Here is a 26,589-nt window from a genome sequence, read left to right on the forward strand (position 1 = left end):
TGATCTTGACAACACTGATCGCCGAATGCAAACTGGTACGGCATCGTGCCAGAAAGGGTGGGAATGACCTCCACCAATGCAGACGACGGCCCCACGGCCTCGGCGGGACTCGGCTCCCAAGCCACAGCGAACACCTCGTCCCTCAATGCCGCTCAGCGCGAACGTGACCTCGCGGCCGCCTCGGCGAATGTCTCCGACGTCGTCGTCATCGGCGGTGGATTCACCGGCGCCGGCGTCGCCTTGGACGCGGCCAGCCGCGGGCTCTCTGTGACCCTCGTCGAACGCGGCGACCTCGCCTCGGGAACGAGCAGCTGGAGCTCGAAACTCGCCCACGGCGGACTGCGCTACCTCGCGAAGGCCGACGTCGGGATCGCGTGGGAATCCGCCGTCGAACGCGGCCGGCTGATGAACACCATCGCCCCGCACCTCATCCGGCCGCTGCCGATGATCTTCCCGCTGCATCCGGGGGTCGGTCGCGTCGAGGCGGCCATGACGAACACCGGCTTCCACGCCGGCGACCTCCTGCGGATGCTCGCCCGCACCCCGAAGGAGCTTCTCCCCCATCCCCGCCGCGTCTCGGCCGCCGAAGTCCGGCAGCTCGCCCCGACGACGGCGACCGACGGTCTGCGCGGCGGGCTGCTCAGCTGGGACGGTCAGCTCATCGACGATGCCCGGCTCGTCGTCGTCTTGGCCCGGACCGCCGCCGAACACGGTGCGGGTGTCATCACCTACGCCGAGGCAACCGACATCGAACCCACTCGTGTTCACATCAGGGACCGCCTCACCGGGGATGAGCACACGCTGCGCACCCGACAGATCGTCAATGCAGCCGGCGTCTGGTCGGACACTCTCTCGGACGAGGTCGAACTGGCACCGAGCAAGGGTTCGCACATTCTCGTTCCTGCCGCCCGCCTCGGCGACCCACAGGCCGCGATCACCGCCCCGGTGCCCGGTCACTTCGGTCGCTACGTCTTCGCTGTGCCGTGGCCCAACGGTCTGGTCATGATCGGTCTCACCGACGATCCGCACCACGGTCCGATCCCGGGCCGTGCCCTGCCCGACGGCGATGAGGAGGCGTTCCTCCTCGACACGACCAACGCCGTTCTCGAAGACAAGCTGACTACTGACGACATCGTCGGCGGCTACGCCGGTTTCCGCCCGCTGATCAAGACAAGCGACACCTCGAGCAGCGCCGACCTCTCCCGCAGACACGCCCTGCTGCGCGACTCGCGGACCGGGGCGCTGACGATCGTCGGGGGCAAGCTCACCGCCTACCGCCGCATGGCCGAAGACGCCGTCGACGACGTCGTCAAGGTCGGCGGACTGCGCGTCGGAGCATGCCGGACGACCGAACTCGGCCTCGTCGGCAAGGGCACACCCGCACCCGGCCTGCCCGACCGCCTCGTCGCCAGCTACGGAACCGACGCAGCGAAGGTGGCAGCCTACGGCGATGCCGACCCCTCCCTCAACGAACCCGTACGCGAGGGCATCCCGCTGACCGGCGCGGAGGTCCGTTTCGCCGTCGAACACGAACTGGCGCTGACGGTCGAGGACGTCATCGACCGGCGGACCCGGTGGGGACTCGTCGACGCCGACCGCGCTGACCTCTATGACGCTGTGGCCCGGCTCGCTCCGGAACTCACCACCGAATCACGACACGAAGGATGACGACCATGGACAAGCCGCGTATGCGCTGGTGGGGCTGGGGCGAAGACGGCCACGACGGCCCGGTCAAACCCGGGGCGAAGATGATACTGAGCAAACACTGCGGGTGGCCGGCCGGAGTCGACAGGCCGCATGTGGCGCTCGAGGACGTCGAGCTGCCCGAATCAGTCCTGCCGTCCGCAGTCAGGGCCCGTTTCGCCGAGGCGGTGGGCGAGGAATTCGTCCGCGACGATCGCGCCGTCCGCGTCTCCCATGCGGCCGGGCGCAGCCTGCCCGACCTCATCCGGCTGCGCAGCGGCGAGCTGGTCACCGCTCCCGATGCGGTGCTCTACCCGGCTTCGAACGCCGAGGTGGACACCCTCCTCGCGCTGTGCGCCGAGGAATCCGTGGCGGTCGTTCCCTTCGGCGGCGGCACCAGTGTCGTCGGCGGCATCGATGCCGTGCGCGGCGAGTTCGCGGCGGTCGTGAGCATCAGCCTGGCCCGCCTCGACAGGATCATCGACATCGACGAGGAGTCGCTGACGGCCACCGTCCAGGCCGGAGTCTTCGGACCCGACCTCGAGGAGGCGCTGCAGGCTCGCGGCTTCACGCTGGCCCACTATCCGCAGTCCTTCGAGTTCAGCACCGTCGGCGGCTGGGTCGCCACCCGCTCGGCCGGTCAGCAGTCGACCGGTTACGGCCGCATCGATGAGAACGTCTGCGGTCTGCGCTGTTCGACCCCGAACGGTCCCGTCGAGCTGCGCACCACCCCGGCGACGGCGGCCGGACCGAATCCGCGCCAGCTGTTCGTCGGCTCCGAGGGAACGCTGGGCATCATCACCGAGGCGACCCTGCGGATCCATCGCGTGCCGAAGGCAGTGCAGGGCGACTCCTGGTTCTTCCCGGACTTCGAATCCGGGGCCGCGGCGCTGCGGGAGATGGAACAGTCGGGACTGCACCTCGACATCGCCCGTCTCTCGGATGTCAACGAGACCGCGTTCGGTCTCGCGCAGCTCGGCAGCGAGCTGCAGCGCAAGGGCGTTCTCGCGTACCTGCGCGCCCGCGGCCTCACGACTCCCTGCCTGCTGGTCGTCCGCTACGACGGCACCCCCTCCGATGTTCGTGCGCGTCGCTCCCAGGGTCGTTCGATCGTGCGCAGGCACAAGGGCGTCAACCTCGGCGCGGTTCCGGAGGCCTCGTGGGAGAAGCACCGCTTCTCGACTCCGTACCTGCGGGATCAGCTGCTGCGTGAGGGCATGATCGTCGAGACGATGGAGACCTCGGCCCCGTGGTCGAAGGTGGAGGACCTCCACGGTGCGATCGGCGCGGGAATCGAGAAGGCGATGGCCGATCGCGGCACTCCTGCTTTCGTGCTCTGCCACGTCTCGCACCTCTATGCCACCGGCTGCTCGCTGTACTACACGGTCTTCGCCAAGCAGGAGGTCGGGGCGGAGATCGCCCAGTGGAAGGCGCTGAAGTCTGCTGCCAGCGAGGCAATCGTGAACGGTGGCGGCACGATCACCCATCACCATGCCGTCGGTACCGATCACGCTCCGTGGCTGCCCGCCGAGGCCGGTCAGATGTGGCTGCGGATGCTGCGCGCAGCCAAGGCCGAGGTCGACCCGACCGGCATCATGAATCCCGGCAAGCTGATGAACGGACCGGATCGACTGTGAGCGGCATCGAAGACAAGGGCGACTTCGGCACGGGTTCCGCAGACCGGGGCTCTGCGCGGCCGGTCGCCGATCCGGCGGTCGTGCCCGTGATCCTCAATCCCACGGCACGGCGCGGAGCGGTGCTCAGACGCATCGATCCGCTCGTCCACGCTTTCGCCGCACACGGTCTCGAGGCACGGCTTGTGAGAAGCACGAGCGAGGAACATGCGAAGGAGCTCGCCGCAGCATTCGCCGCCGAGGGCGCCAAGGTCGTCGGCGCACTCGGCGGTGACGGGATGGCGCGTACAGTCGCCGCCGGCCTCGTCGATACGGACACAGCGCTGGGCGTCATCGCCGGTGGCCGCGGCAATGACCTCATCGGCAAACTCGGCATCCCTAAGCGCGTCGAAGAGGCTGTGGCCACGATCGCCGACGGCAGCGATCGAGTGATCGACGTGCTCGACCTCGATGGCACGATCAGCCTCGGCAACGTCTGTCTCGGCCTCGACTCGACCGTCCAGCGGCATGCGAACTCAACCAGGGTCGTCCGGGGCCATTGGGTGTACCTGTACGGGATCCTGCGTGCGATCCTGCCGCCGAGGAGCATCGACCTCGAGCTGACAGTCGACGGACAGCGCCTCGACTTCCGGGGCCTGACCGCGGGGTTCGCGAATTCCGGCCGCTACGGGGGCGGGCTCACACTGTCACCCGAGGCGGCGATCGACGACGGACTCATCGACGTCGTCCTCCTCAAGGAGGCATGGCTGCCGAAGCTCGCCGTCGAACTCGTCGCGTTCATGTCCGGCAGGCACGACCGGCATCCGAACATCCATCTCAGCCGGGCTCGCGAGATCCGCATCGACACTCCCGCCGGTGCCGCACCGGTCGAGATCGTCGCCGACGGCGACGCGGTCGCACAGACCCCGGCGACCGTGACGATCCGCCCTTCTTCGCTCAGGGTCCGGGTGCCCCGGACCTCATGAACGACGTCGCCCCGCGCCGAGGATGCACATCCTCCGCGCGGGGCGACTCTTACCTGCCTGTCCGACCGGCAGGGCCTTCAACCCAACCGAGCCCTCAGTACTCCTTGGCCACCAGGGTGAGCACATCGTAGTTCGCCACGGGTTCGTCGTTCTGGTTGACGACCTGCGCGTCCCAGCGGACCTCACCGTATTCGTCGGTCTCACGCGGGGTGATGCGCTTGGCGGTGAGCGTCACCTTGAGCTTGTCACCTGGGGAGACAGGCGTGATGAAGTTGAGCCCTTCGAGTCCGTAGTTCGCGAGCACCGGGCCCGGGTCCGGCTGGACGAAGAGTCCGGCGGCGAAGGACACGATGAGGTAGCCGTGCGCCACGCGTCCCGGGAAGAACGGGTTCGCGGCGGCCGCCTCCTCGTTCATGTGGGCGTAGAAGGTATCCCCGGTGAAGTTCGCGAAGTGCTCGATATCGTCGAGCGTGACCTCCCGCCATTCCGAATCGAGTGTGTCACCGACGCGTAGGTCCGCCAGCGACTTCGTGAACGGATGATCGCCGAGGCGGCGCTCCGATCCGTTGACCCATTCCCCGCCGATCGCGGTGAGCATGTCCGGGGAGGCCTGGATCGCGGTGCGCTGCATGAAGTGTGTGATACCGCGCAGTCCGCCCATCTCCTCACCGCCGCCGGCCCGTCCGGGGCCGCCGTGGATGAGGTTCGGCAGCGGCGAACCGTGACCGGTCGACTCTTCGGCATCGTCGCGGTCGAGGACGAGCACGCGGCCGTGCCATGGGGCGATCTTGCGGACGAATTCGGTGGCGAACTCACGGTCGTGGGTGACGACGGAGCCGACCAGCGAACCGCGGCCACGGGCGGCCAGGCGGACGGCCTCCTCGGTGTCGGAATAGGCGATGATCGAGGTCACGGGCCCGAAGGCTTCGATGTCGTGGACGGCATCGGCCCAGGCGTCATCGGCCTGGAGGACGGTGGCCGCGACATAGGCTCCGCCGTGTTCGGCGGCCAGATGATCGGATTCCTCACGGCCGCCGGTGAGCAGATGCGCTCCCCCGGCGATGATCTGGTCGACCGCGTCGAGAACGTCGGTGCGCTGCTTGTCGGAGACCACGGGGCCCAGGCGGGTGGACTTCTCGCGCGGATCTCCGACACCCTGGGTGGAAAGCTTCGCGATGATGGCCTCGCCGACCGCCTCGGCGTGGGCTTCGGGGACGAAGGTGCGGCGGATCGCGGTGCACTTCTGTCCGGCCTTGACGGTCATCTCGGCGACGACGCCGGAGACGAAGAGGTCGAATTCCTCCGTTCCGGGTGCGGCGTCGGGACCGAGCAGAGAGAAGTTGAGTGAGTCCGCCTCGGCGAAGAAGCGGGTGCCGCGCTGGGTCACGCAGTCGAGCGCGGACAGCGTGCGGGCGGTGTTGGCTGAGCCGGTGAACGCGATCGCGTCCTGTTCGGCGAGGTGGTCGAAGAGCGGGGTGACGTCACCGGTGACCAGCTGGATCGCACCGGCAGGGAGCAGACCGGATTCGATCATATCCGCGACCACGGCGTGGGTCAGGTGGGCGGTGTCGGTGGCGGGTTTGACGACGACGGGGACGCCGGCGACGAACATCGGTCCGAACTTCTCGAGCATGCCCCAGACGGGGAAGTTGAAGGCGTTGATCTGCAGCGCAAGGCCTTGCCGGGAGGTGAGGATGTGGCGACCGACGAAGGTGCCGTTCTTCGACAGGCGTTCGACTCCGCCGTCGAGGTGGACAGTCGAGTTCGGCATCTGGCGGCGGGCGACGCCGGAGTAGGTGAAGAGTGTGCCGATTCCGCCTTCGATGTCGACGAAGGCGTCGCGCTTGGTGGTGCCGGTGGTGAAGGAGATCTCGTGGTAGTCCTTCGTGCGCTCCATGAGGTAGGTCGCGAGCTTCTTGAGGATCACACCGCGCTGGTGGAAGGTGAGCTTCTGCAGTTCGGCGATGCCGGTGGTCCGGGCGTGGTCGGCGACGGCGGCGAAGTCGACTCCGGCCGAGCTCACCGAGTGCAGGAGTTCCCCCGTGCCGGCGTCGCGGACGGGCCGGGCACCGTCGGCCGAGCCGGGGGTGTGCCAGGTTCCGGCCACATAGGAACTGAGGATTTCGGTCATGCTTTGCTCTCCCTGGTGAAACGACGTCTCCCGGTCCACGGCGGCCGCATTCGGCACCGCTGCCGATTCCTCAACATATACTAACCAATCGGTCGGTAATTGTCACCGAGTGACACGGGGGTGCATTCTGACCTATGATCGTTCTCAATTACTGACCAGGCAGTCAGTCGAGGCAGACGTCCATCCGTCCGCCGCCAGACCCGAGGCACCGGCGATCACTCAGAGTCGAGGACCACCGCCTCCGGAGACGGCACCCGGCAAAGTCGCCCAGCAACAGAAGGTTCCGCTCATGTCCGCCACCGCTTCAGGCCCGGTCACTCCGAATCCGGCCACCCCTCATTCGATCACCCGCGAGGAGCGTAAGGTCCTCGCCGGCACCCTCGTCGGCACCACCATCGAGTGGTATGACTTCTTCATCTACGCTCAGGCCGCCGGCCTCGTCCTCTCCGCCCAGTACTTCGGCCCTTTGGCCGCGGACAATCCGGCACTCGGCCAGATCATGGCGTGGGCGTCTCTGGGCATCTCGTTCCTCTTCCGCCCGTTGGGCGCGATCATCGCCGGCCACCTCGGCGATCGGATCGGACGCAAGAAGATGCTCGTGCTCACACTCATCCTCATGGGGGCCGCGACCTCGCTCATCGGTCTGCTCCCGAACTACGCGATGATCGGTGTCGGCGCGCCGATCCTGCTCACCCTGCTGCGGATCCTCCAGGGCTTCTCCGCCGGCGGCGAATGGGGTGGGGCCGCGCTGCTGTCGGTCGAGCATGCTCCGATCTCCAAGCGCGGCATCTTCGGTGCGTACCCGCAGATCGGCGTGCCGGTCGGCATGATCCTGGCCACCGGTGTGATCTGGGTGCTCACCACGGTCCTCTCCGCCGAACAGTTCGCGAGCTTCGGATGGAGGATCCCGTTCCTCTTCTCAGTCGTCCTCGTCTTCGTCGGCTATTACATCCGCCGGCAGGTCGAGGAGTCCCCGGTCTTCGCCGAGCTCGCCGAGCGCAAGGCCGAATCCTCAGCTCCTTTGGGCACCCTGTTCAAGAAGAACACGAAGGAAGTCGTCCTCTCCGCGCTCATCTTCATCGGCAACAACGCCGTGGGCTACATGATCATCGCGTTCTTCGCCGCCTACGCCTCACGCCCCATCGCCGAGGGCGGATCCGTCGGCCTCGACCGTGCACCCGTGCTGTTGGCGACGACGCTCGCGAGCTTCGGCTGGCTGGTGTTCACGATGTGGGGCGGTGCGCTGTCGGACAAGCTCGGTCGCGTGCGGACCTTCCAGATCGGATACGTCCTGCTCATCGTCTGGCTCATCCCGACCTTCCTCATGATCGATATGGCGAACATCTGGATGTACGGCATCGGCATCTTCGTCCTCACCGTCGGCATGGGCCTGTCGTATGGCCCGATGTCGGCGATGTATGCGGAGATGTTCCCTGTCGAGGTCCGCTACTCGGGTGTCTCGATCGGCTACGCGCTCGGTGCGATCCTCGGCGGCGCCTTCGCCCCGACCATCGCCGAGACACTGCTCGCCGAGACCGGCTCATCGATCTCGATCGCGATCTACATGATCATCGTGTGCATCATCTCGCTCATCGGCGTCAGCCTCGTCAAGGAGACGAAGGGCAACGACCTCGGCCTGACGAAGCATCACTGAGGCTGCCGCGAACCCCCGGTTCGTCACCTGCACCTCGATTTCCTGGTCGATCCACGGTGATTCCTCCGCCTGAAACGCCGTGGATCGACCCAACAATCCACCGAGGCGGCGCACCCCCTCAGCAGCTCTCGCATAGGCTGATGAGATGACTGAGCTGACGTACTCCGACATCGAAGCCGCCGCTGCACGGATCGCCGGCCGTGTGCGCCCGGTGACCGTGGCCCCGGCCGACGAAGAAGGACACGTCTTCGCCCTCGAGTTCATGCAGCACACCGGCACGTTCAAGGCCCGCGGTGCGCAGAACTTCATCCAGGCGCATCTCGCCGAGGGCACCTTCCCCGAGGCGGGAGTGACGATCGCATCGGGCGGCAACGCCGGACTCGCCTGCGCATGGGCGGCACGTGCCGCCGGTGTACCGGCGACCGTGTTCCTGCCGACCACCGCGCCGAGCGTGAAGGTCGAACGACTGCGTTCGTATGGTGCGCACGTGGAGTTGGTCGGTTCCGAATTCGCCGAGGCAGCCGCCGCTTGCCAGGAATTCGTCGACTCATCGGGGGCGTTGGCTTCGCACGCCTACGACCATCCGCTCATCGCCGCCGGCGCGGGCACCTTGATGACCGAGATCCTCGCACAGGTGCCCGATCTCGACACGGTCGTCGTCTCGGTCGGAGGCGGCGGTCTGTTCGCCGGCGTCGCGACGGCCGCGACTCATCACGGGGTGCGCACTGTCGCGGTTGAGCCGGAGACCTGCCGAGCGTTGAATGCAGCGATTGAGGCGGACGAACCAGTCGACGTCACGGTCGATTCGGTGGCGGCAGATTCGCTCGGTGCCAAGCGGGCAACATCCTTGGCGCTGGAGGCGGCACGGTCGGATCTGGTCACCTCGGTGCTGGTCAGCGACGACGCGATCATCGAAGCGCGGCAGCGACTGTGGGACGAACACCGGTTGGCGGTCGAGCATGCGGCGGCGACGGCATTGGCGGGAGTCAGCGGCACCGACAACGAAAAGGAAGCCGGCGGCTATGTGCCGGCCGAGAGAGAAAAGGTCTGCGTCGTCCTTTGCGGAGCGAACACGAGCCTCGGCGATCTCTGATCACGAGGACGGCCGCCTCGGCGCTGATGTCAGCGCGTTCGGTCGCGGTCCTTCGATTTCAGCGAGGCCTTGATGAGGCCGAAGATCGCGAGCGCCACGACGACGGTGATGATGGCCTTGACGAGGAACCACGCGATGGAGAACGCGACGTTGACCACCCACCACGCGATGATGATGGCAATGATCGCGCCGATGATGCTCCACACGGTACTCATCTTCATGCCTCAAGCCTAGGCCCGAGTGCACAGCCGTGCAATGCGCGCGGTGATCGTCCCAGCCGATCCTCAGCACGGACGCAGTTCGTCAGCCGAGCACCGCACCGGACCGAACTGCGCGGGCCGACCAGCGACGGTCGGCGAAACCCACCTCGATCGGGTGGTCGAAGGCGGCAGAGACCTGCTCGGAGGTGAGCACCTCGGCGATGGGGCCCGCCGCGGTCAGCCGACCGCCGGAGATGAGCGCGGCATGCGTCGTGGTCTCGGGAATCTCCTCGAGATGATGGGTGACCAGCAGCGTCGACAACTCCGGCGAGCGCAGCGACAGGGCGTCGATGGTCTCGAGCAGCTGTTCGCGGGCAGCCACGTCGAGGCCCGTGGTCGGTTCGTCGAAGAGCAGCAGCTGAGGGTCGGCGATGAGCGACCGGGCGACGAGCGCACGGCCCCGCTCTCCCTGTGACAGCACCTTCCACCCGGCGTCGGCGCGGGAGCCCAGACCCACCTCGGCGATCTGGGCATCGGCCTTCACGACATCCTCGGGTGAGGGCTCCCACCGCATGGGTCGTTCGACGGTGCCGGTCAGCCCGGTGAGGACGACTTCGCGGACGGTGAGGTTCGACCGCAGCGGATGGCGCGGGTTGACGTGTCCGATGAGGCGGCGCAGGGCCGCGAGTTCGACTCGGCCCATCCGTGATCCGAGGATGTCGACGGTGCCCGAGGTCGGGAACACCTGCGCCGAAGCGAAGCTCAGCAGGGTCGACTTCCCCGCCCCGTTCGGTCCGATGAGCACCCAGTGCTCGCCGGCGGCGATGCGCAGATCGATGCCATGCAGGATCTGCGTCTGCCCACGCCTGAATGTCACATCAGCGATATCGAGGACCGTCTCGGCCACGTCTCACTCACCTCTCAAAATCGACGGCCCCACCGTCCGATGGGGCCGATCCGATTCTAGGTCTCCCCTCGCCGAGGCGGTCGCGGAGTTGGGAGACCGCCGTTCCGCATCGTGGATCCGAGTGCGGCGAAAGCTCAGTTCAGTGCGTCCTCCGGTGCCGAGATCTCGCGGCGGAGGATCTTGCCGGTCGGGCCTTTGGGCAGCTCGTCGACGATCCACACATTGCGCGGGTACTTATATGCGGCAACGCGGTCCTTCGCGAACTCACGCAGCGCTTCGGCGTCGACGCTGCTGCCGGCCTTGAGGGCGACGGCGGCCCCGATCTCCTCACCGAGGTCGTCATTCGCGATGCCGATCACAGCCGCCTCGGCGACGGCTTCGTGCTCGTAGAGCGCTTCCTCGACCTCACGCGGATAGACGTTGTAGCCGCCGCGGATGATGAGGTCCTTCTTCCGGTCGACGATCGTGTAATAGCCGTCCTCGTCCTGCTCGGCGAGGTCGCCGGAGTGGAACCATCCGTCGCGGATGGCCACCTCTGTCGCCTCCGGCCGACCCCAGTACCCCTTCATCACGGGTTCGCCCTTGATGGCGATCTCGCCGATCTCACCGACGGGAACGTCGTTGTCGTCATCGTCGACGAGCTTCATCTCGACTCCGCGCACGGGGACGCCGATGGTGCCGGTCTTGCGTTCCATACCCGGCTGGTTGAAGCAGGCGACCGGGGAGGTCTCGGACAGCCCGTAGCCTTCGAGGATGATGCAGTCGAAGGCGGATTCGAAGTTCTTCATCACCTCGACCGGCATCGCCGATCCCCCGGAGATGCAGGAGCGCAGGCTGGAGACGTCGAAGTTCTCCCGCCCTTCGGCGTTGAGCATGCGCGCGTACATCGTCGGCACACCGATGAAGATGCTGACCTTCGCTTCCTGAATGGTCTCGAGGGCCTCGATCGGGTCGAAGCGCGGGATGAGGGCAAGGCAGGATCCGCTGAGCACAGAGGCATTGAGTCCGCAGGTCAGGCCGAAGCAGTGGAACAGCGGCAGGCAGCCCATGACCATGTCGTCCTCGGTGAGGAAGGTGAGGGTCTCGGCGGTGACGGCCGCGTTCGTCATCATATTGAAGTGGGTGAGTTCCGCGCCCTTCGGCTGTCCGGTGGTGCCCGAGGTGTAGAGGAGCACGACGGTGTCGTCGTCGGCGCGGGACACCACCTCAGGTGTCGGGTCGAAGACGGACAGCTGATCGGCGAAGTCGGCGGGGTCGACGCGCACGCATTCGATGCCGACCGCGGCCGCTGCCTTCCCGGCCTCACCCGCCATATCCTTCCACGCGAAGACGATCTGAGCCCCGGAATCTTCGAGGTAGTACTGCACCTCACGGTCCTTGAGCAGCGGGTTCATCGGCACGACGATCGCGCCGACGGACAGTGCACCGTAGAAGAGGACGGGGAATTCGAGAACGTTGGGCAGGACGAGTCCGACGCGGTCGCCGGGCCCGATTCCCCTGTCCTTGAGCATCGTCGCCACCCGCTGCGCCTGGTCCTGCAGCTGCGCATACGTCAGCACGGAATCGCCGAGGCGGACGGCAGGTCGCTGCCCGTGCCGGCTCGCGGTGGCGGTGAGATTGTCGGCGAGGTTGGTCATGTCTTCCTCCAGGCTTGATTCGTTCGTCGTTGATCGGCTCGGTGCTGGCGCTGGGACCACCACTGGTTGTGGCCCCAGCACAGGAGAAGAGTCGACTGAGCGGACGTGTCCGACTCCCGTTCGGTTCCCGCCGTCCGGCTCTATGGTGCCCACTCTGCCGTTGCCGGCGACCTCGGGCAACAGGATGCGCAACAGAAACACGGGTCATCGATTGTGGTCGGACGACAAGGATGCCCGTAAGCTTCTGCCATGGTAGCCAATCCACTCGTCCTGCGCATCGTCGACCGTGTCCGAGCAACGCTGCCGGCCACGGTCCAACGTTCGGTCAGCCGCACCTGGCGGGAAGTGCCCGCTTATCCGGCCAGCCCGGACAAGAATCTCGCCGAGGATCTCACCGCACACACGTTCACCGTCTTCGAAGCCGCGCTCACCCCCTTGGAGGAGGGCCGCCGCGCCACCGCCGAGGACTTCCCGATCACCGCCTCCCAGGCCCGGCGGCGACTGCGGCAGGGAGTGACCCTGCCGGACTTCCTCACCGGTTTCCGGATCGGGCAGGAGACTCTGTGGGAGGCGATCGTCGATGCCTCGGATTCCGAACAGGAGACCCGCGACGAGGCGCTGCACATCGCCATCCACGTCATGAGCGTCATCGAGGTCGGCAGCTCCGTCGGGGCCGTCGCTTTCCTTGAGACCCAGCAGCTTGAGATGGCTGAGGGCGACCGGGTCCGCCGTGACCTCGTCGACGATCTGCTCTCCGGTCGCCGCTTGGCACCGGGGCCGAGCGCGGACCTCGCCGAGGTGTCCGACCTCCGCCCGGATTCGCGCGTGCTCGTCGCCACGGCCACCTCGCAGACTCCGCTGCGAGATGATCGAGGGATGCGGGAGGTCATCACCGCCCTGCGCTCGGTCTTCGACGTCGGCCGTCGCGGCATCGCCGTGGTCCTCCAGGATCAGATCGTCGGCATCACCCCGGTGACCTCCGACGGCACGACCACCCTGGCCGATCTCGAACGTGTCCACCGGGAGCTGTCCCGCCACGGCACCGACCTGTGCGTGGGCACCTCCACCGTCCACGAGGGGCTCGACCGTGTGCCCGAGGCGTACCGCGAGGCTGTGCTCGCCCAGGAGAGTCTCAACGGTGTGCCGGGAGTGAGGTCGCTGCATGCCCTCACTCCGCTCGACTACCTCGTCACCCTCGACGATAAGGTCGCCCACCGCCTCATCCGCCCCGAACTGCGCCGCTTCGTCGAGGACGATCTCGCCGCCGGCGGTGTCCTCATCGAAACGCTGCTCGAATACGCGGCTTGTGACCTCAACGCCAAACTCGCCGCCGAGCACCTCCATGTCCACGTGAACACCGCGTACTACCGACTCGACACCGCAGCCGACCGCACCGGCCGCAACGTCCGCAGCTTCACCGACCTGCAGGAGACGATCATCGCCATCCGCATGCTCACCGCGCGCGGAAACGTCCCGATCTCGAATTGAACGATCCCCGCGCCGAGGCGGCCCATCCCCGGAACGGGAGAGTCGCCTCGGCGTGGGGATCGATGACCTCACGAACCGACGTCGGATCCTCAGGACCTGACGTCGGATCCTCAGGACCCGACGTCGGATGGTCAGGCCGGAACCGGAACCTCGGCCGGCGCCGGCAGCACGAGAGCGTATCCGTGTTTGGCCCAGTCGGCGTCGAGGCTTTCCTGGACCGCCTTGACCTGGGTGTATTCGGCCAGTGCATCGGGGCCGAGCTCCCGGCCGATTCCGCTCTGCTTGTACCCGCCGAACGGGTTGAACGGGAAGCCCGCGTGCCAGTCGTTGACCCACACGGTTCCGGCTTCGAGTGTGTTCGCGACAGCGCGGGCACGCTCGGATGAGCCCCAGACTCCGGCGGAGAGTCCGTATTCGCTGTCATTGGCGATCGCGACCGCCTCGGCTTCATCGTCGTAGCCGATGACGACGAGGACCGGACCGAACACCTCCTCGCGGGCGATGCGCATGTCGTTGGTGACATCGGTGAAAACGATCGGCGGCACCCAGGCCCCAGTCTCGAACATCTCCCCCTCGGGAAGTGTCCCGCGGTAGGCCAGCGTCGCTCCCTCCTCGGCGGCGATCGCCAGGTACCGTTCGACCCGGTCCTTCTGGTCCTGGGAGGCGACCGGGCCCATGTCCGAGGCGGGATCGGTCGGATCGCCGATAGTCACATCCTGTAATCGGGTGATGAGGCGGTCGACGATCTCGTCCTTGCGCGAATTGGGCACGAGCAGTCGGGTGCCGGATTCGCAGACCTGCCCGGAGTACATGAGGAAGGCGAAGATCGATCCGTCGATCGCGGCGTCGAGGTTCGCATCGTCGAGGATGATGTTCGGGCCCTTGCCGCCGAGTTCGAGGGTCACCTTCTTGAGATTGTCGGCGGCTGCGCGTTGGACGGACTTGCCGACCTCGGTGGATCCGGTGAAGCCGATCTTGCGGACGTCGGGGTGTTCGGCGAGCCGGGCTCCGACGGTCTCGCCGGGGCCGGTGATGATGTTGAGGACTCCGGGCGGCAGGCCCGCCTCTTCGGCGGACCGGGCGAGTTCGAGCAGGGTCAGCGGGGTGTTCTCGTCGGCTTTGAGCACGAAGGTGTTGCCTGCCGCCAGGGCCGGTCCGAGTTTCCATCCGGCGAGGACGAGGGGGAAGTTGAAGGGCACGATGCCGGCGCAGACGCCGATGGGTTCGCGGCGGATGGTCGCTCGCGCATCGCCGGTGGCCGGTGCCAGCGGATTGTCCTGTTCGGGGGTGAAGCCGCGGGCCATGCCCGCGAAGACTCGCAGGTTCGCCACACCGAGGCCGATGTGGAAGGCGCCGGCGGTGCGCACGGTGACCCCGTTCTCGGCGGTCGCCAGGGCGGACAGCCGCTCGGCCTTGGCCTCCATGCTCGCGGCGATCCGGTCGAGGATGTCCGCGCGCTGGTCAGGCGTCATGTTCCGCCACGTGCCCTCTTCGTGAGCGGAAACGGCAGCGGCGACCGCGGCATCGGCATGCTCGACTCCGCCGAAGGCGACTCGGGCGGCGGTCTGCCCGGTGGCCGGTGACGTGATCGCGTGTTTCTCGGCGGTGTCGATCCATTGGCCGTCGATGAACATTCGGTAGGTGGGGATCTCGGTCATGCCGGAACCTCGTCTTTCTGTGTGATGGGGGTGGCCGCCTCGGTGGCGGTGGTGGGCTTCGCGGTGCGAGTGGCGGTGGTGCGGGATTCGGCGATGAGGTCGGCGGCCTTCTCTCCGATCATGATCGTCGGGGCGTTCGTATTGCCGCGCACGACGGTGGGCATCACCGACGCGTCGGCGACGCGCAGTCCGTCGACGCCGATGACCTTGAGCTCGGGGTCGACGACGTGGCCGATCGAGCAGGTCGAGGTCGGGTGGTAGAGCGTCTGTCCGACCTGCCGGGCGAAGTCGAGCAGCTCCTCGTCGCTGAAGCCCTCGGGGACGATGAAGTCGTCCTTGATGACGGCCTGCATCGCCGGCTGGGAGGCGATGTCCAGCGCGATGCGCAGTCCGGCGAGGATGCTCTGCTTGTCTTCATCGGATCCGAGGTAGTTGTGGAGGATCCGGGGTGCGACCTTCGGGTCGGGCGAGCGCAGGGTGAGCGTTCCGGTGCTCGTGGGTTTGAGGACGCAGGGACCGGCGGCCAGTCCTTGGACCGTCTGGGCGCCCAGCCCTTCCTCGGCGAAGAGGCAGGGGGTGGAGTGGAACTGCACATCGGGACCGTTCAGCCCTTCTCGGGTTTGGAAGAAGCCGCCGGCCTCGCCGATGTTCGAGGTCAGCGGGCCGCGGCCGGCGGTCTGCAGCAGTTCGGCGTTGGCCGGGGAGACGGCGGTCTTGAGCGTTTCGAGGTCGGTCGTGTAGTTGAGCATGACCATGTAGTGGTCCTGCATGCGCTCACCGACAGGCAGGTCGGCGACCTTCTCGATGCCGAAGGCGTCGAGCTGGGCGGCCGGGCCGACGCCGGAGAGCAGGAGGAGGTGGGCGGAGCCGTAGGCACCGGCCGAGAGCACGACCTCACGGTTCGCGCGGATCTGTTCGATCTCGCCGTAGCGTTCGATCTCGACGCCGACGGCACGGCTGCCCTCGATGAGCACCTTGCGGGCGTGGGCGTCTGTGATGACGGTGAGGTTCTTCCGCTCCGCCACGGGGTGGAGGTAGGCGACGGCGGTGCTGCAGCGCATGCCGTCGCGTTGGGTGACTTGGAAGCGGCCGACCCCGAGCTGTTCACCGGAGTTGAAGTCCTCGTTGTGGTCGAATCCGGCTTCGACGGCACCGTCGACCCAGGCGTCGCACAGCGGATTCATCGACCGGGATTCGGAGACGGTCAGCGGGCCGTCGGCTCCGTGGAAGTCGTCCGCCCCGCGCTCATTGGATTCGGCTTTCCGGAAGTAGGGAAGGACGTCGTCATAGGACCAGCCGGTGGCGCCGTCGGCGGCCCACTGGTCGTAGTCGGCGCGGTTGCCGCGGATGTAGATCATCGCGTTCATCGAGCTCGATCCACCGAGCATCTTGCCGCGGGGAAGGTAGGCGCGGCGGCGGTGGAGTTCGGGTTCCGGTTCGGTGTCCAGGTCCCAGTCCCACTGGCTCTTGAACAGGGTGCTGAATGCGGCTGGGATGTGGATCTCGTCGGCGGTGTCGGCGGCTCCGGCTTCGATGAGCGCGACCTTGACGTCGGGATCTTCGCTCAGCCGAGCGGCCAGCACACATCCGGCCGATCCTGCGCCTACCACGATGTAGTCGTACATGATGTCCTCACTGTTGCGTCATTGCTTCGGGGTGCAGTTCGAGTGTGGTGCAGGCCACAGTGAGGATGCTTCGTGAGTCGGCCCAGACTTCAAGGCGCTCGATTGTGAGTCGACCACAAATGGATCCCGAACTCCGGGCACATTTTCCGGGAAGGTGGATCGTCCCAGGTCAGCTCGCCGAGGCGGCCCTCGACTCGTCGCAGGCGGCAGTGGGGGATCGGTGCGGTGTCAGTCGGCCCGGGTGTGCAGTCTCGGTCGGTAGACGAGTTCGTGAATGCTTCCGTCGAGCAGCGTCGATTCGAGGAGGTCGAGGTCGAAATCCGCGGCTCCGGCGAAGACCGGCTGGGCCCCGGTCTGACCTGTGATGACGGGGTAGACGGTGACTTGGACTCGGTCGACGAGTCCGGCGACCATGAGCGCTCTGTTCATCGACAGAGATCCGTGTGAGCGGATCGGCACATCTGATTCGTCCTTCAGCGCAGCGACCACATCGGCGGCATCGCCACGGGCGATGGTGGCATCGGGCCAATCGAGCGGCTCGTCCAGAGTGGTCGAGACGACTGTGGTCGGGCTCTGTCTCATGGCCGTCACCCAGGGGTCGAGCACATCGGGGAACTCGTCAGCGGCGGCGAGCATGGCGGCGAATTCGCGGAAGGTCGTCGCACCGAGGACCACACGGCAGCCGTCGCTGTAGGTTCGCAGCCGGTGGTCGAGCAGTTCGGGGCCCTGTTTGCCCCAGTAGCCTCCCCAGTCGCCTTCGGGGATGATCGAGGCGAACCCGTCGAGGCTCATGAAGACATCGAAGGTGTAGGTCGCGGACATGGTCGCTCCTCACTGAGCGGGCAGCCGAGCAGGGCGCGGCCTGGTGTCGCGGTGGGATCTCACTCGGCGCGGTGCCTCCAGTGTGCGCCTCGGCGGCCGTGGCCGCCAGGGGTTCACGTTCGGAAGGCGTCAATGAGGAGCGGTGCCGAGGTCCTTCTCGAACGGGTGGATGCCGATCTCTTCGGATGTGAGCGAGAGGTCGAAGAGCGGCGTGTAGCCGTTGCGCAGATAGAGCCTCACCGCCTCGGGCTGCCGGGGACCGGTCGTGAGGTAGATCCGAGAATATCCCAAGCGAACCGCTTCTGTTTCGAGTTCGACAAGCACACGACCGGCGAGCCCGTGACCGCGGCGGTCCGCATCGGTCCAGATGCGTTTGAACTCTGCCGTGGTGTCGTCATAGCGCATGAACGCGCCGCCGGAGATCGGTGTCTCGCCCTCGAGCAGCAGAATGAAGGCTCCGGTGGGAGGGGCGAACGCATCAGGCGGGTATCGCAGGATCTCGGTCACCGCCGGTTCCTTATGGACATCGCCGTAGCGACGGTCGTATTCGCGTTCGAGGTCCTCCAGCAGAGGCGCGCCGAGCGGGTCGTCGTAGGCCGCCCGCACGAAGATCTGCTCTGCGGCGGTCGACTCGACAATCGGTTCGGCAACCGGCTCCGCAGCCGTACGATTCTCATCGACACTGGGCGATGTGCTCATTTGAACGTCCTTCCACACGTGATCCGAGGGGAACGCTGCGCGCCTCTCGCTTCTTCCCGCCGGTACGGCATTCTTCCGATCGAATCGGTCACACTTTCCATCTTCTTCCTGCACACCGTTGCGCACTCGGTCGCCCGTCACACATCGACCCACGCCGTCATATGAGCGCACCCGGATGACTCCGTGCGTCGTTCGGCGGCGGCCCGAGCGTCCCGGCTGAGCGCCGAGACTACCGTTCCAGACAGCTCATCCCGACACCGCTTCATCCGTTCATCGCACGGACGGACCGTCAGACGGACGAACCCATCGGACGGACTCATCGGAGAAACGACAGAAGGAGCATCATCATGGCGGACCATCGGATCATCGTCGCCGCCGCGCTCGACGGCGCAGGTTGGCACCCGGCAGCGTGGCGTGAGCCGAGCTCACAGCCCGACCGGCTCTACAGTCCCGACTACTGGCTCGATCGGGTCCGGGAAGCGGAGGAGGGCGGCCTCGACTTCGTCACATTCGAGGACAACTTCGCTCTGCAGTCCTCGGACCGCCGCGGCCCGGACACGGCCACCGACGAGGTGCGCGGCCGCCTCGACGCCCGACTCATCGCCTCCCGCGTGGCTCCCGTGACGGACCACATCGGCCTGATTCCCGTGGTGAACACGACGCTGACGGAACCGTTTCACGTCTCCAAGGCGATTGCGACCCTCGACTTCACGAGTTCGGGCCGAGCCGGCGTCCAAGCCCGGGTGGCGTCCAGGGCCGAAGAGTACTCGCACATAGGACGACACGATGCACCGACCGTGGATTCCTCCTCAAGCGGACCGGCAGAGCTCTCTGTCACCGAGGTCGGCGCGAAGTTCGAGCAGGCAGCCGAGGAGGTCGATGCGATCCGTCGACTGTGGGACAGCTGGGAGGATGACGCGGAGATCCGAGATGTCGCCACCGACCGTTTCATCGACGCCGACAAGCTGCACACGATCGACTTCGAGGCCAGCACCTTCAGCATCCGCGGTCCGTCGATCACGCCGAGGTCGCCGCAGGGTCAGCCTGTCGTCGCCGCGCTCGCGCACGCCGGCACTCCGTATCGATTCGCGGCGCGGGCGACCGATCTCGTGTTCGTCACCCCAACCGCGGACAATGCGGCCGAGATCCTCTCGGCGGTCAGGACCGCCGAGGCCGAGGTGCGGCGCGAGGGCGACGAGCTCAAGGTCATCGCCGACCTCGTCGTCCTCCTCGATGCTTCGGACTCGAACGGCACCGAGGTGGGAGGCGCCGACCCGAACAGCACCGGCCCGGACGAGTCCGCCGCCGTGAGGCTGGAGCGGCTTGACTCCCTCGGCCGCCCCCTCGCCGAGGCTACGGAGGCACGGATCGTCGTCGGATCCGCATCCGAGGTCGCCGATGTCGTCGAGGAACTGGCCGCGGCCGGATATGACGGGGTCCGTCTGCGCCCGGGAGTGCTCACCGATGATCTGCCTCTCATCGCCAACCAGCTCGCACCGGAACTGCGCGACAGAGGCTTGACCAGAAGCACATATCCGCAGGACGCATCGCTGCGCGAGCTGGTGGGACTGCCTGCCGCCCCGCCCAGCCGGTACGCCGGGGAAACCGGTCAGAACTCCCCTGCCCCCGCCTCGGCGCTGTGAGGTACCGACCGATGACATCCCGACGCCGAACGACAAGCCGAACACAGCATCACCGACTCGTGAGGAAGCAGCCATGACAGACCCGAACAAGAAGCAGATCATCCTCGCCGCCTATGTGGGCGGCGTCAACGAACACACACTGTGGGAGGCCCCGGGCGCTGGCAGCCAGATCGAATTCGACACATTCAGACACGTCGCGCAAACCGCTGAGCGAGGAAAGTTCGACTACTTCTTCCTCGCCGAGGGCCTGGCCGTGCGACAGCACGGCGACGACTTCTTCGACCATGACATCGTGGGCCGACCGGACACGCTTCCGGTGCTTGCCTCGATCGCCGCGGTCACCGAGCACATCGGACTGGTCGGCACCATCAATTCGACGTTCAACGAGCCCTTCGAGCTCGCCCGCGAATTCGCCAGCCTCGACCACCTCTCCGGCGGACGAGCCGGATGGAACGTCGTGACCTCATTCGACGCCTTCACCGGCGCGAACTTCCGCAAGGGCGGCTACCTCGATCGCGACCAGCGCTATCAGCGCGCCGAGGAGACGGTCCGCACCGTCAAGGAGCTCTGGGACTCCTGGCCCGAGGACGCGATCGTCGCCGACAAAGCGAGCGGCACGTTCATCCGCGACGCTTCGGTCGGTGCATTCGAGCATCACGGCCAGCAGTTCGACATCTCGGGCCGATTCACCGTCCCGCGCAGCCCCCAGGGCCGTCCGGTCATCGTCCAGGCCGGGGTCTCGCCCGACGGCCGGAACTTCGCCGCAGCGAATGCCGACCTCATCTTCAGCCCGTTCCGCGATCGTGAGGCGGCCGCCGCCTTCCATGCCGACATCAACAAGCGGGTCGTGAAATGGGGCAGGCAGCGCGGTGACGTCAAGATCGTCCCCAGCGTGAACTTCGTCCTCGCGGATTCCACCGCCGAGGCGCGTGAGAAGGAAGCCGAGATCCGTCAGCAGACCTTCACACCCAAGACTGTGCGGGTCCTCGCCGAGCAGATCTGGAACCGCGACCTCAGTGACTTCGACCTCGAGTCCGAGATCCCACCGGTCGAGCCCGACCTCGAGTCGGGCCGTTTCGTCAACGGACGCACCTATCACACGGACAGGAACACCGACGTGGCACAGCTGCGCGAGTACTCCCAGGCTCATGGAGGGCTGGGGCTGCGCGATGTCTTCATCGCCACCCGCGGCCGGTCGGATTTCGTCGGCACCCCCGCCGAGGTGGCGCAGGCCCTCGACGACTTCGTCCAGGAGGACGCGTCCGACGGGTTCGTCGTCGGCAATTCCGTGGTGCCGTCGGGCCTCGACGAGTTCGTCGATTCCGTCGTCCCGCTGCTCCAGGAGCGCGGTTCGCTCCGGGAGGACTACGACGGTACGACTCTGCGCTCGAACCTTGGGATCCCCGTACCCGAGCGAGGCAGCACGACCCCAGCGATCTACGCCTGAGCGGCTTCTGCTCCCGAGGACAGGACACCGGTTCACGCGCCTGGGGGCTAGGGCACCGGTTCTCGGTCGCGCAGCTGAGGGCCCCTGCGGACATTCCGCAGCGGCCCTCAGCTGTGAGGCGGTGAACTGTCGGTCAGCTCTCCGATTCAGGAAGTCCCGGAGGGTTGATCACCGATTTCTCGACCGCTTCGTCCTCGAGACCCCAGCGTTTGAGGATCTCTGCGTACTGTCCGTTCTCGATCGCATGGTTGAGGACGATGTTCACCGGCGTGATGAGCCCATTGCCCTTCTTCGTCGCCGCGGCGATGTCCGCATGCTTCGGCCATCCTCCGTTGAGGGTGCCGACCCACTTGGTCTCGCCATTGACCGCCGCCTTGAACGCACCTGTGGGGTTGGGACCGAAGGTCGCATCTGCGCGGCCGGACTGGATGGCCAGAGTGGCCGCGGAGTCGTCATCGTAGTAGACGAGTTCCGCCGGATCCTTGCCCTCCTTCTCGAGCCTCTTGTTCCATGTGAGCAGCACCTGCTCCTGGTTCGTTCCCGAGCTGACGATGATCTTGAGGCCCGACGCGTCATCAGCGTCCTTGATCGAGTCGATCGGGCTGTCCGACTTCACGTAGAAGCCGAGCAGATCGGTCCGATAGCTGGAGAAGTCGTAGAGCCTCTTGCGCTCATCGGTGACGGTGACATTCGACGTGACGAGATCGTATTTGCCTGACTGGATACCCAAGGGCCAATCGGCCCAGGAGGTCACGGCCTGCTGGTAGTCGAGGCCGAGGCCCTCGGCGATGAGCTGGGCGAAGTCCGCTTCGACACCGATCCGCGTCTTGTTGTCATCGCTGGCGAGCACGCCCAGCGGTGCACCGCCGGCCTGGCCGGTGCCCACCACGGTGAGCTTGCCATCCCTGACAGGTGTGAAACCGCTCTTCTTCAGGGCCGCGACCGCCTCGGGGACGGGATCGATGTGGGGCCTACCGTCGGCGTTCTTGCTGCTGAGGTCGAATTCGCTCGAGGCCGCAACGGAATCCTCCGTCCCCGGCTCCGCGCTCGCTTCGGATCCGCGGACATTGACGAGGGCGATGACTCCCCCTGCGATGAGTGCGAGCACGACGACCACTGCCGCGAGCAGTCCGCCCTGCTTCTTGCTGATAGCTGCCATTGTCTTCTCTCTTTCGGTGTGTTGGTCGGCGGGTCAGAGCACTCGACCGATGAAGTCCCTCGTGCGGGGGTTGATGGGGTTGCGCAGAACCTGCTCGGGTGGGCCGATCTCGATGATGCGGCCGTCTTCGACGAAGACGACGCGGTCGGAGACCTCGCGGGCGAACCCGATCTCATGGGTGACGATGATGAGCGTCGTGCCCACAGTCGCCAGGTCTCGGATGACGTCGAGCACCTCGGCGACGAGTTCCGGATCCAATGCCGAGGTCGGCTCGTCGAAGAGCAGGACCTTCGGATCGAGCGCGAGCGCACGGGCGATGGCTACGCGCTGCTGCTGCCCTCCTGAGAGCTGAGCAGGATACTTCTCTGAATCGTGGAGACCGACCCGCTGCAGCAGTGCCATGGCACGCTGGTCGGCCTCGACCTGGCTGAGACGTTTGAGCGAGACCGGTGCGATCGTGATGTTCTCCCGGGCAGTGAGGTTGGGGAACAGATTGAAGTTCTGGAAGACGAGCCCCACCTGCGCCCGTCGCTTGAGCACTTCGGCTTCGCGCAGTTCGTGGAGGGTGTCGCCGCGGCGTTCGTATCCGATGTAGCGGCCGTCGACGGTGACGCTGCCGGCGTCGAAGGTCTCGAGGTGGTTGATGGTGCGCAGCAGCGTCGACTTCCCTGACCCGGACGGGCCGACGATGGAGACGACCTCGCCGGGTTCCACGGTCAGGCTCACGTCGTCGAGCACTCTGTTCGCCCCGTAGTACTTCGTCAAGTGGCTGATCTCGACTTTGCCGACAGTGGGCGCCGCGTCGTCGACGGGATCGGGTCGATTCGAATCGATGATGGTCATACGGACTCCTTGTCGGTGTATGAGGTCACGGTGTCAGTCTGTGAGGTCACGGCCGGCGAGGCCTTTCCGTCTTCCTCACCGAGGCGGTGCCACAGATCCGTGATCTGCTTCTTCGCACGGTAGATGGGTGTGGGAGGCAGGTCGACGGTGCCTCTCGAGAAGCGCCGCTCGACGTAGTACTGAACCACCGAGAGCACGGTGGTGATGATGGCGTACCAGACCACGGCGACGAGCAGCAGGGGAATGATCTGTTGGTTGCGGCCGTAGATCACCTGGACGCTATAGAAGAGTTCGGGCAGGGCCACGATGAAGGCGACTGAGGTGCCCTTGACCTGTCCGACGATCTCGTTGAAGCCTGCGGGGAGGATCGACCGCGCCGCCTGCGGCAGGATGATCCTGAAGAACCGCACGCGTCGCGGCAGTCCGAGCGCGGCCGCCGCATGGGTCTGACCGGCATCGACCGAGACGATGCCGCCCCGGATGATCTCGGCGGAGTAGGCGGCCTGGTGCAGGGTGAGTCCGATGGCGACGGCCGCAAAGGCGGTGAGCAGCGAGGTCGTCGGGAACGAGAAGATCCAGAAGTCGTCCGTGAAGGGCGTGCCGAGGCCGAGGCGCGGATAGAGGTAGCCCAGGTTGTACCAGACGAGGACCTGGACGAGGATCGGCACCGAGCGGAAGAACCAGATGTACCACCAAGCGACGGCATTGAGCAGAGTCGAGCTCGAAAGACGGAAGACCGCGAGGACCGTGCCGATGATGAAGCCTCCGACGATGGAGATGACCGTCAGCCACAGGGTCATGAGCAGACCGTCGAGAACCGCGTCGCTGAAGAAGTACTCCCCGAAGGTCCCCCACCCGTATTTCTCGTTCGCGACGAGGGACCAGAGGAACTGCGCGATGAGGAGGATGATGACTGCGGAGACCGCCCACCTCCCCCAGTGGCGGACGCGGACGACCTTGAGCGGCTCCGTCGGCTCCTCGGTCTCGATCTCTGCGGACCGTTCGATCGTCACTTGTGTCATGGCATGGCCACCTTCCTCGGTCTGTTCTGTGGGTCGACACTGATCTTCTGCCTGCGTCCTTGCGAGATATTGCTCAACAATTAAGCGGACTATGTGATGATCACATGGTGAGGGGGAACCGGCCGCGCCACAATGTCACACTCCGTCAGGGAAGTCGATAAACTAAGCATTTTGGTGCGCGAGCGCGGGAATGAATCGCGATCGGAGCCTTCTGTCGACGCGCAGAGTCATGAAGAGTCACAAAGGAACTGCTCAACGATCAGACGATCTATCGTACTGTCATGGTTCTCATACGCACTGCGCATCCGGATGAGTTTCGACTGGTCGGCCGCGTCACCTACGAAGGCTTCGGACACGGTTCCTCCGAACGCGGTGAGCCGACGCCCGAACGCCTGGCGCTGCTCATGGACGCCGAGGCCCGCGCGGCCGGCGGTGACCTCCTCGTCGCGGTCGACGATTCCGACATGATCATCGGCACCGCCAGTCTTCTGCGAGCGGATTCTGCGCTGAGCCGTCAGGCGTCCGAGGGCGAGGCCGAGCTGCGACTGCTCGCGGTCCTGCCGTCCGCGCGCCAATCGGGTGTGGGTCTGGATCTCATGCGCGAAGCGATCACAAGGGCTCGCGATTGGGGTGCTCACGCCCTGGTCCTCGACACCGGCCCGCACAACTTCCGGTCACAGCGTCTCTACCACTCTCTCGGCTTCGATCGGGTGCCCGAGCGGGAAGCCCTGCCGTCCTCGGGCGGGGGTCCGTTGGCGGTCTTCCGCTATCGACTCGACGATCCGGAAGGAGTCGCGGTCAGGCTCTCGAACGATGCCGCGCGGAGGAGCGCTCTGCACTTCCGGAGTCGCATCACCTCCGACCCGACGATGACTCAGCGCTCGGAGCGGATGTCGGAGCAGAATTCGGGCAGCTCGACCGAAAGCGACCTTTTCGATGTCTGGCGCGTGGAGACTCGTGATGCCCGTCGACTCCTCGCGGTGGTGCTCACCCACCGCATTCGTCCCTCGGAGTCGGAAGCGACGGAGTCGAGAGCCGAACAGAGGAGCCCCCTCCGGTCGGTGTCGGTCCTCGCAGATGTTGCCGACCCGATCGCCGTCGCGGCGGAGTCCGACTACCCTGACGCTCATGCGGCAATCGGCCGCCTGCTCGACGTGCTCTCGCATGGGGGCCTCGCGGTTCCGGCACGGGAACGAGCCGGAGCCGTACCAGGATGATCACCTGCAGCGAGCTTCCTCCCCCGCCGAAACGGCATCTATGGTCGAACCCAACCGCGTTCACCCAACGCGCCCACGACCGGCACGGTCCATAATGGAGACATGCACAACGGCGCCGATTCGAATGAGGACCTCCGCGAGGAATATCGCATCAAGATGCGCGGTCGGCTGCTGCGTCGGTCCGCTTCGTTCAATGTCGCCCACGCCGTCGACAGCCTCGAACCGGGCACCGGCGCTCAGAGCATCCAACGCGCGCTGACCCTGCTCAACCTCGTCGGGCTCATCGCCGGGGAGCGGCGCGAGGGCGCGAGCCTGTCCGAGCTCGCTTCGATCAGCGGCCGCCCGAAGGCCAGCGTCCACCGCATGCTCCAGGCGCTCATCGCCATGGGCTACGTCGAACGCCTCGAAGAGGGCGGGTACCGCCTCGGCGTGCAGTCGCAGATCCTCGGTCAGCTGGCCCAGAAATCGGTGGACCCCCTGGTCACGGAGTCCGAGTCGAGTCTGATGCGCTTGGCCGAACTCAGTCAGGACACCGTCTTCCTTACCCTGCGCACGGGCAGCTATTCGATCTGCGCCCGCCGCGAGGAAGGTTTCGGTGAGATCTTTAACAACGCCCTGTCCGTGGGCGACCGCCACCCGCTGGGCATCGGCGCCGGATCGCTGGCGATCCTCTCCGAGCTCTCCCCCGCCGAGGTGGACACCCAGTTCGAGGCCAACGCCGAGATCCTCGCCGAGAGGTATCCGAAGGTCTCCGTTCCGCACCTGCGCGACATCATCGATCAGGCCCGCATCGACGGCTTCGTCCACAATCCGGGGCTCTTCGCCAAGGGGTCGTGGGCGGTCGCGGTTCCGCTGCGTATCCGCGGCTCCCGACCGCGTGCGGCCCTGTCGATCGCCTCGATCGCCGACCGTGTCACCGGTTCCCGGGTCGAACGCCTCGTCGCTCTGCTGCGCCGGGAGGCGAAGGCCATCGCCGAGGCGCTGAGTTCCCAGTCCGATCTCACTCCGGACTCCGGCGACCTCTGAGACGAGCAGCGGTCGGCGTCCGGTAGCGTGATGGGC

General features: G+C 66.4%; 21 protein-coding genes. 10 read left to right on the forward strand and 11 right to left on the reverse strand.

What is annotated here, in order from left to right; genetic code table 11:
• Positions 1–63: 63 nt before the first annotated feature.
• Genes HK108_RS08170 through HK108_RS08180 form a run of 3 tightly spaced genes read left to right on the forward strand, consistent with a single transcriptional unit; the run spans position 64 to position 4,282 of the window.
• The gene (locus HK108_RS08170; RefSeq protein WP_181271115.1) at positions 64–1,668 is read left to right on the forward strand and encodes a glycerol-3-phosphate dehydrogenase/oxidase; all 1,605 of its coding nucleotides are present in this window, start codon (positions 64–66) and stop codon (positions 1,666–1,668) included.
• 5 nt (positions 1,669–1,673) lie between these two features.
• Positions 1,674–3,320 (forward strand): FAD-binding oxidoreductase, encoded by a 1,647-nt coding sequence (locus tag HK108_RS08175; RefSeq protein ID WP_229664027.1) that lies wholly within the window; start codon positions 1,674–1,676, stop codon positions 3,318–3,320.
• Positions 3,317–4,282, forward strand: coding sequence for a diacylglycerol/lipid kinase family protein (locus HK108_RS08180; protein WP_181271117.1), 966 nt, complete (start codon positions 3,317–3,319; stop codon positions 4,280–4,282). Before HK108_RS08175 ends, HK108_RS08180 begins: the two co-directional genes overlap by 4 nt.
• A 94-nt stretch (positions 4,283–4,376) precedes the next feature.
• Here HK108_RS08180 and paaZ read toward each other — a convergent pair whose 3' ends face one another.
• A complete protein-coding gene (gene paaZ, locus HK108_RS08185; RefSeq protein WP_181271118.1) occupies positions 4,377–6,413 on the reverse strand; it encodes a phenylacetic acid degradation bifunctional protein PaaZ in 2,037 nt (678 codons plus the stop codon).
• Between the two features lie 289 nt (positions 6,414–6,702).
• Here paaZ and HK108_RS08190 point away from each other — a divergent pair, with 289 nt between their 5' ends.
• On the forward strand, positions 6,703–8,067 hold the full coding sequence (locus HK108_RS08190) for an MFS transporter (RefSeq protein ID WP_139467740.1): 1,365 nt from the start codon (positions 6,703–6,705) through the stop codon (positions 8,065–8,067).
• Between the two features lie 145 nt (positions 8,068–8,212).
• Complete coding sequence (locus HK108_RS08195; protein ID WP_181271119.1) at positions 8,213–9,160, forward strand: serine/threonine dehydratase; 948 nt, start codon at positions 8,213–8,215, stop codon at positions 9,158–9,160.
• A 29-nt stretch (positions 9,161–9,189) separates the two neighbouring features.
• Here the strand turns inward: HK108_RS08195 and HK108_RS08200 are convergent, their stop codons facing one another.
• The 3 genes from HK108_RS08200 to HK108_RS08210 form a co-directional block, all read right to left on the reverse strand.
• Positions 9,190–9,381 (reverse strand): hypothetical protein, encoded by a 192-nt coding sequence (locus HK108_RS08200; RefSeq protein WP_039211572.1) that lies wholly within the window; start codon positions 9,379–9,381, stop codon positions 9,190–9,192.
• Positions 9,382–9,463: 82 nt separating this feature from the next.
• Complete coding sequence (locus tag HK108_RS08205) at positions 9,464–10,267, reverse strand: ABC transporter ATP-binding protein (protein ID WP_181271120.1); 804 nt, start codon at positions 10,265–10,267, stop codon at positions 9,464–9,466.
• 134 nt (positions 10,268–10,401) lie between these two features.
• Positions 10,402–11,904 carry a long-chain-fatty-acid--CoA ligase gene (locus HK108_RS08210; protein ID WP_181271121.1) on the reverse strand — a complete coding sequence of 501 codons (1,503 nt, stop codon included), beginning with the start codon at positions 11,902–11,904 and terminating at the stop codon, positions 10,402–10,404.
• 249 nt (positions 11,905–12,153) lie between these two features.
• On the opposite strand from HK108_RS08210, the gene HK108_RS08215 reads away from it, so the two are divergent.
• On the forward strand, positions 12,154–13,392 hold the full coding sequence (locus HK108_RS08215; RefSeq protein ID WP_181271122.1) for a PucR family transcriptional regulator: 1,239 nt from the start codon (positions 12,154–12,156) through the stop codon (positions 13,390–13,392).
• Positions 13,393–13,523: 131 nt separating this feature from the next.
• Here HK108_RS08215 and HK108_RS08220 read toward each other — a convergent pair whose 3' ends face one another.
• The 4 genes from HK108_RS08220 to HK108_RS08235 form a co-directional block, all read right to left on the reverse strand.
• On the reverse strand, positions 13,524–15,050 hold the full coding sequence (locus HK108_RS08220) for an aldehyde dehydrogenase family protein (RefSeq protein WP_181271123.1): 1,527 nt from the start codon (positions 15,048–15,050) through the stop codon (positions 13,524–13,526).
• Complete coding sequence (locus HK108_RS08225; RefSeq protein ID WP_181271124.1) at positions 15,047–16,675, reverse strand: GMC family oxidoreductase; 1,629 nt, start codon at positions 16,673–16,675, stop codon at positions 15,047–15,049. Before HK108_RS08225 ends, HK108_RS08220 begins: the two co-directional genes overlap by 4 nt.
• Before the next feature lie 228 nt (positions 16,676–16,903).
• Positions 16,904–17,497, reverse strand: a complete 594-nt coding sequence (locus HK108_RS08230; protein WP_181271125.1) for a dihydrofolate reductase family protein — start codon at positions 17,495–17,497, stop codon at positions 16,904–16,906.
• Between the two features lie 129 nt (positions 17,498–17,626).
• Entirely contained in the window at positions 17,627–18,196 is a 570-nt protein-coding gene (locus tag HK108_RS08235; RefSeq protein ID WP_181271126.1) for a GNAT family N-acetyltransferase, read from the reverse strand.
• Positions 18,197–18,543: 347 nt separating this feature from the next.
• Between HK108_RS08235 and HK108_RS08240 the strand changes: the two genes are divergently transcribed.
• A complete protein-coding gene (locus HK108_RS08240) occupies positions 18,544–19,839 on the forward strand; it encodes an LLM class flavin-dependent oxidoreductase (RefSeq protein ID WP_181271127.1) in 1,296 nt (431 codons plus the stop codon).
• A 73-nt stretch (positions 19,840–19,912) separates the two neighbouring features.
• Positions 19,913–21,286 (forward strand): NtaA/DmoA family FMN-dependent monooxygenase, encoded by a 1,374-nt coding sequence (locus HK108_RS08245; RefSeq protein ID WP_181271128.1) that lies wholly within the window; start codon positions 19,913–19,915, stop codon positions 21,284–21,286.
• Between the two features lie 133 nt (positions 21,287–21,419).
• Here the strand turns inward: HK108_RS08245 and HK108_RS08250 are convergent, their stop codons facing one another.
• The 3 genes from HK108_RS08250 to HK108_RS08260 are packed head-to-tail and all read right to left on the reverse strand — an operon-like array spanning position 21,420 to position 24,310.
• The gene (locus tag HK108_RS08250) at positions 21,420–22,445 is read right to left on the reverse strand and encodes an ABC transporter substrate-binding protein (RefSeq protein ID WP_181271129.1); all 1,026 of its coding nucleotides are present in this window, start codon (positions 22,443–22,445) and stop codon (positions 21,420–21,422) included.
• Between the two features lie 33 nt (positions 22,446–22,478).
• Positions 22,479–23,288 (reverse strand): amino acid ABC transporter ATP-binding protein, encoded by an 810-nt coding sequence (locus tag HK108_RS08255; protein ID WP_181271130.1) that lies wholly within the window; start codon positions 23,286–23,288, stop codon positions 22,479–22,481.
• Positions 23,285–24,310, reverse strand: coding sequence for an amino acid ABC transporter permease (locus tag HK108_RS08260; RefSeq protein WP_181271131.1), 1,026 nt, complete (start codon positions 24,308–24,310; stop codon positions 23,285–23,287). Before HK108_RS08260 ends, HK108_RS08255 begins: the two co-directional genes overlap by 4 nt.
• 281 nt (positions 24,311–24,591) lie before the next feature.
• Here HK108_RS08260 and HK108_RS08265 point away from each other — a divergent pair, with 281 nt between their 5' ends.
• Both HK108_RS08265 and HK108_RS08270 read left to right on the forward strand, forming a co-directional pair.
• Positions 24,592–25,527 (forward strand): GNAT family N-acetyltransferase, encoded by a 936-nt coding sequence (locus HK108_RS08265; RefSeq protein WP_181271132.1) that lies wholly within the window; start codon positions 24,592–24,594, stop codon positions 25,525–25,527.
• A 102-nt stretch (positions 25,528–25,629) separates the two neighbouring features.
• Positions 25,630–26,553, forward strand: coding sequence for an IclR family transcriptional regulator (locus HK108_RS08270; protein WP_139906524.1), 924 nt, complete (start codon positions 25,630–25,632; stop codon positions 26,551–26,553).
• The last annotated feature ends 36 nt before the right edge of the window (positions 26,554–26,589 follow it).

Origin of the sequence: Brevibacterium sediminis (assembly GCF_013623905.1) — a bacterium.
Lineage (GTDB): Bacteria > Actinomycetota > Actinomycetes > Actinomycetales > Brevibacteriaceae > Brevibacterium > Brevibacterium sediminis.

Bases quoted from the DNA above. Each gene is read 5' to 3' on its own strand.
- HK108_RS08200 (WP_039211572.1), bottom strand. From the start codon at position 9,381: ATGAAGATGAGTACCGTGTGGAGCATCATCGGCGCGATCATTGCCATC.
- HK108_RS08225 (WP_181271124.1), bottom strand. From the start codon at position 16,675: ATGTACGACTACATCGTGGTAGGCGCAGGATCGGCCGGATGTGTGCTG.
- HK108_RS08270 (WP_139906524.1), top strand. From the start codon at position 25,630: ATGCACAACGGCGCCGATTCGAATGAGGACCTCCGCGAGGAATATCGC.
- HK108_RS08245 (WP_181271128.1), top strand. From the start codon at position 19,913: ATGACAGACCCGAACAAGAAGCAGATCATCCTCGCCGCCTATGTGGGC.
- HK108_RS08230 (WP_181271125.1), bottom strand. From the start codon at position 17,497: ATGTCCGCGACCTACACCTTCGATGTCTTCATGAGCCTCGACGGGTTC.
- HK108_RS08235 (WP_181271126.1), bottom strand. From the start codon at position 18,196: ATGAGCACATCGCCCAGTGTCGATGAGAATCGTACGGCTGCGGAGCCG.
- HK108_RS08170 (WP_181271115.1), top strand. From the start codon at position 64: ATGACCTCCACCAATGCAGACGACGGCCCCACGGCCTCGGCGGGACTC.
- HK108_RS08220 (WP_181271123.1), bottom strand. From the start codon at position 15,050: ATGACCGAGATCCCCACCTACCGAATGTTCATCGACGGCCAATGGATC.
- HK108_RS08260 (WP_181271131.1), bottom strand. From the start codon at position 24,310: ATGACACAAGTGACGATCGAACGGTCCGCAGAGATCGAGACCGAGGAG.
- HK108_RS08190 (WP_139467740.1), top strand. From the start codon at position 6,703: ATGTCCGCCACCGCTTCAGGCCCGGTCACTCCGAATCCGGCCACCCCT.
- HK108_RS08265 (WP_181271132.1), top strand. From the start codon at position 24,592: ATGGTTCTCATACGCACTGCGCATCCGGATGAGTTTCGACTGGTCGGC.
- HK108_RS08250 (WP_181271129.1), bottom strand. From the start codon at position 22,445: ATGGCAGCTATCAGCAAGAAGCAGGGCGGACTGCTCGCGGCAGTGGTC.
- HK108_RS08210 (WP_181271121.1), bottom strand. From the start codon at position 11,904: ATGACCAACCTCGCCGACAATCTCACCGCCACCGCGAGCCGGCACGGG.
- HK108_RS08215 (WP_181271122.1), top strand. From the start codon at position 12,154: ATGGTAGCCAATCCACTCGTCCTGCGCATCGTCGACCGTGTCCGAGCA.
- HK108_RS08255 (WP_181271130.1), bottom strand. From the start codon at position 23,288: ATGACCATCATCGATTCGAATCGACCCGATCCCGTCGACGACGCGGCG.
- HK108_RS08240 (WP_181271127.1), top strand. From the start codon at position 18,544: ATGGCGGACCATCGGATCATCGTCGCCGCCGCGCTCGACGGCGCAGGT.
- paaZ (WP_181271118.1), bottom strand. From the start codon at position 6,413: ATGACCGAAATCCTCAGTTCCTATGTGGCCGGAACCTGGCACACCCCC.
- HK108_RS08175 (WP_229664027.1), top strand. From the start codon at position 1,674: ATGGACAAGCCGCGTATGCGCTGGTGGGGCTGGGGCGAAGACGGCCAC.
- HK108_RS08195 (WP_181271119.1), top strand. From the start codon at position 8,213: ATGACTGAGCTGACGTACTCCGACATCGAAGCCGCCGCTGCACGGATC.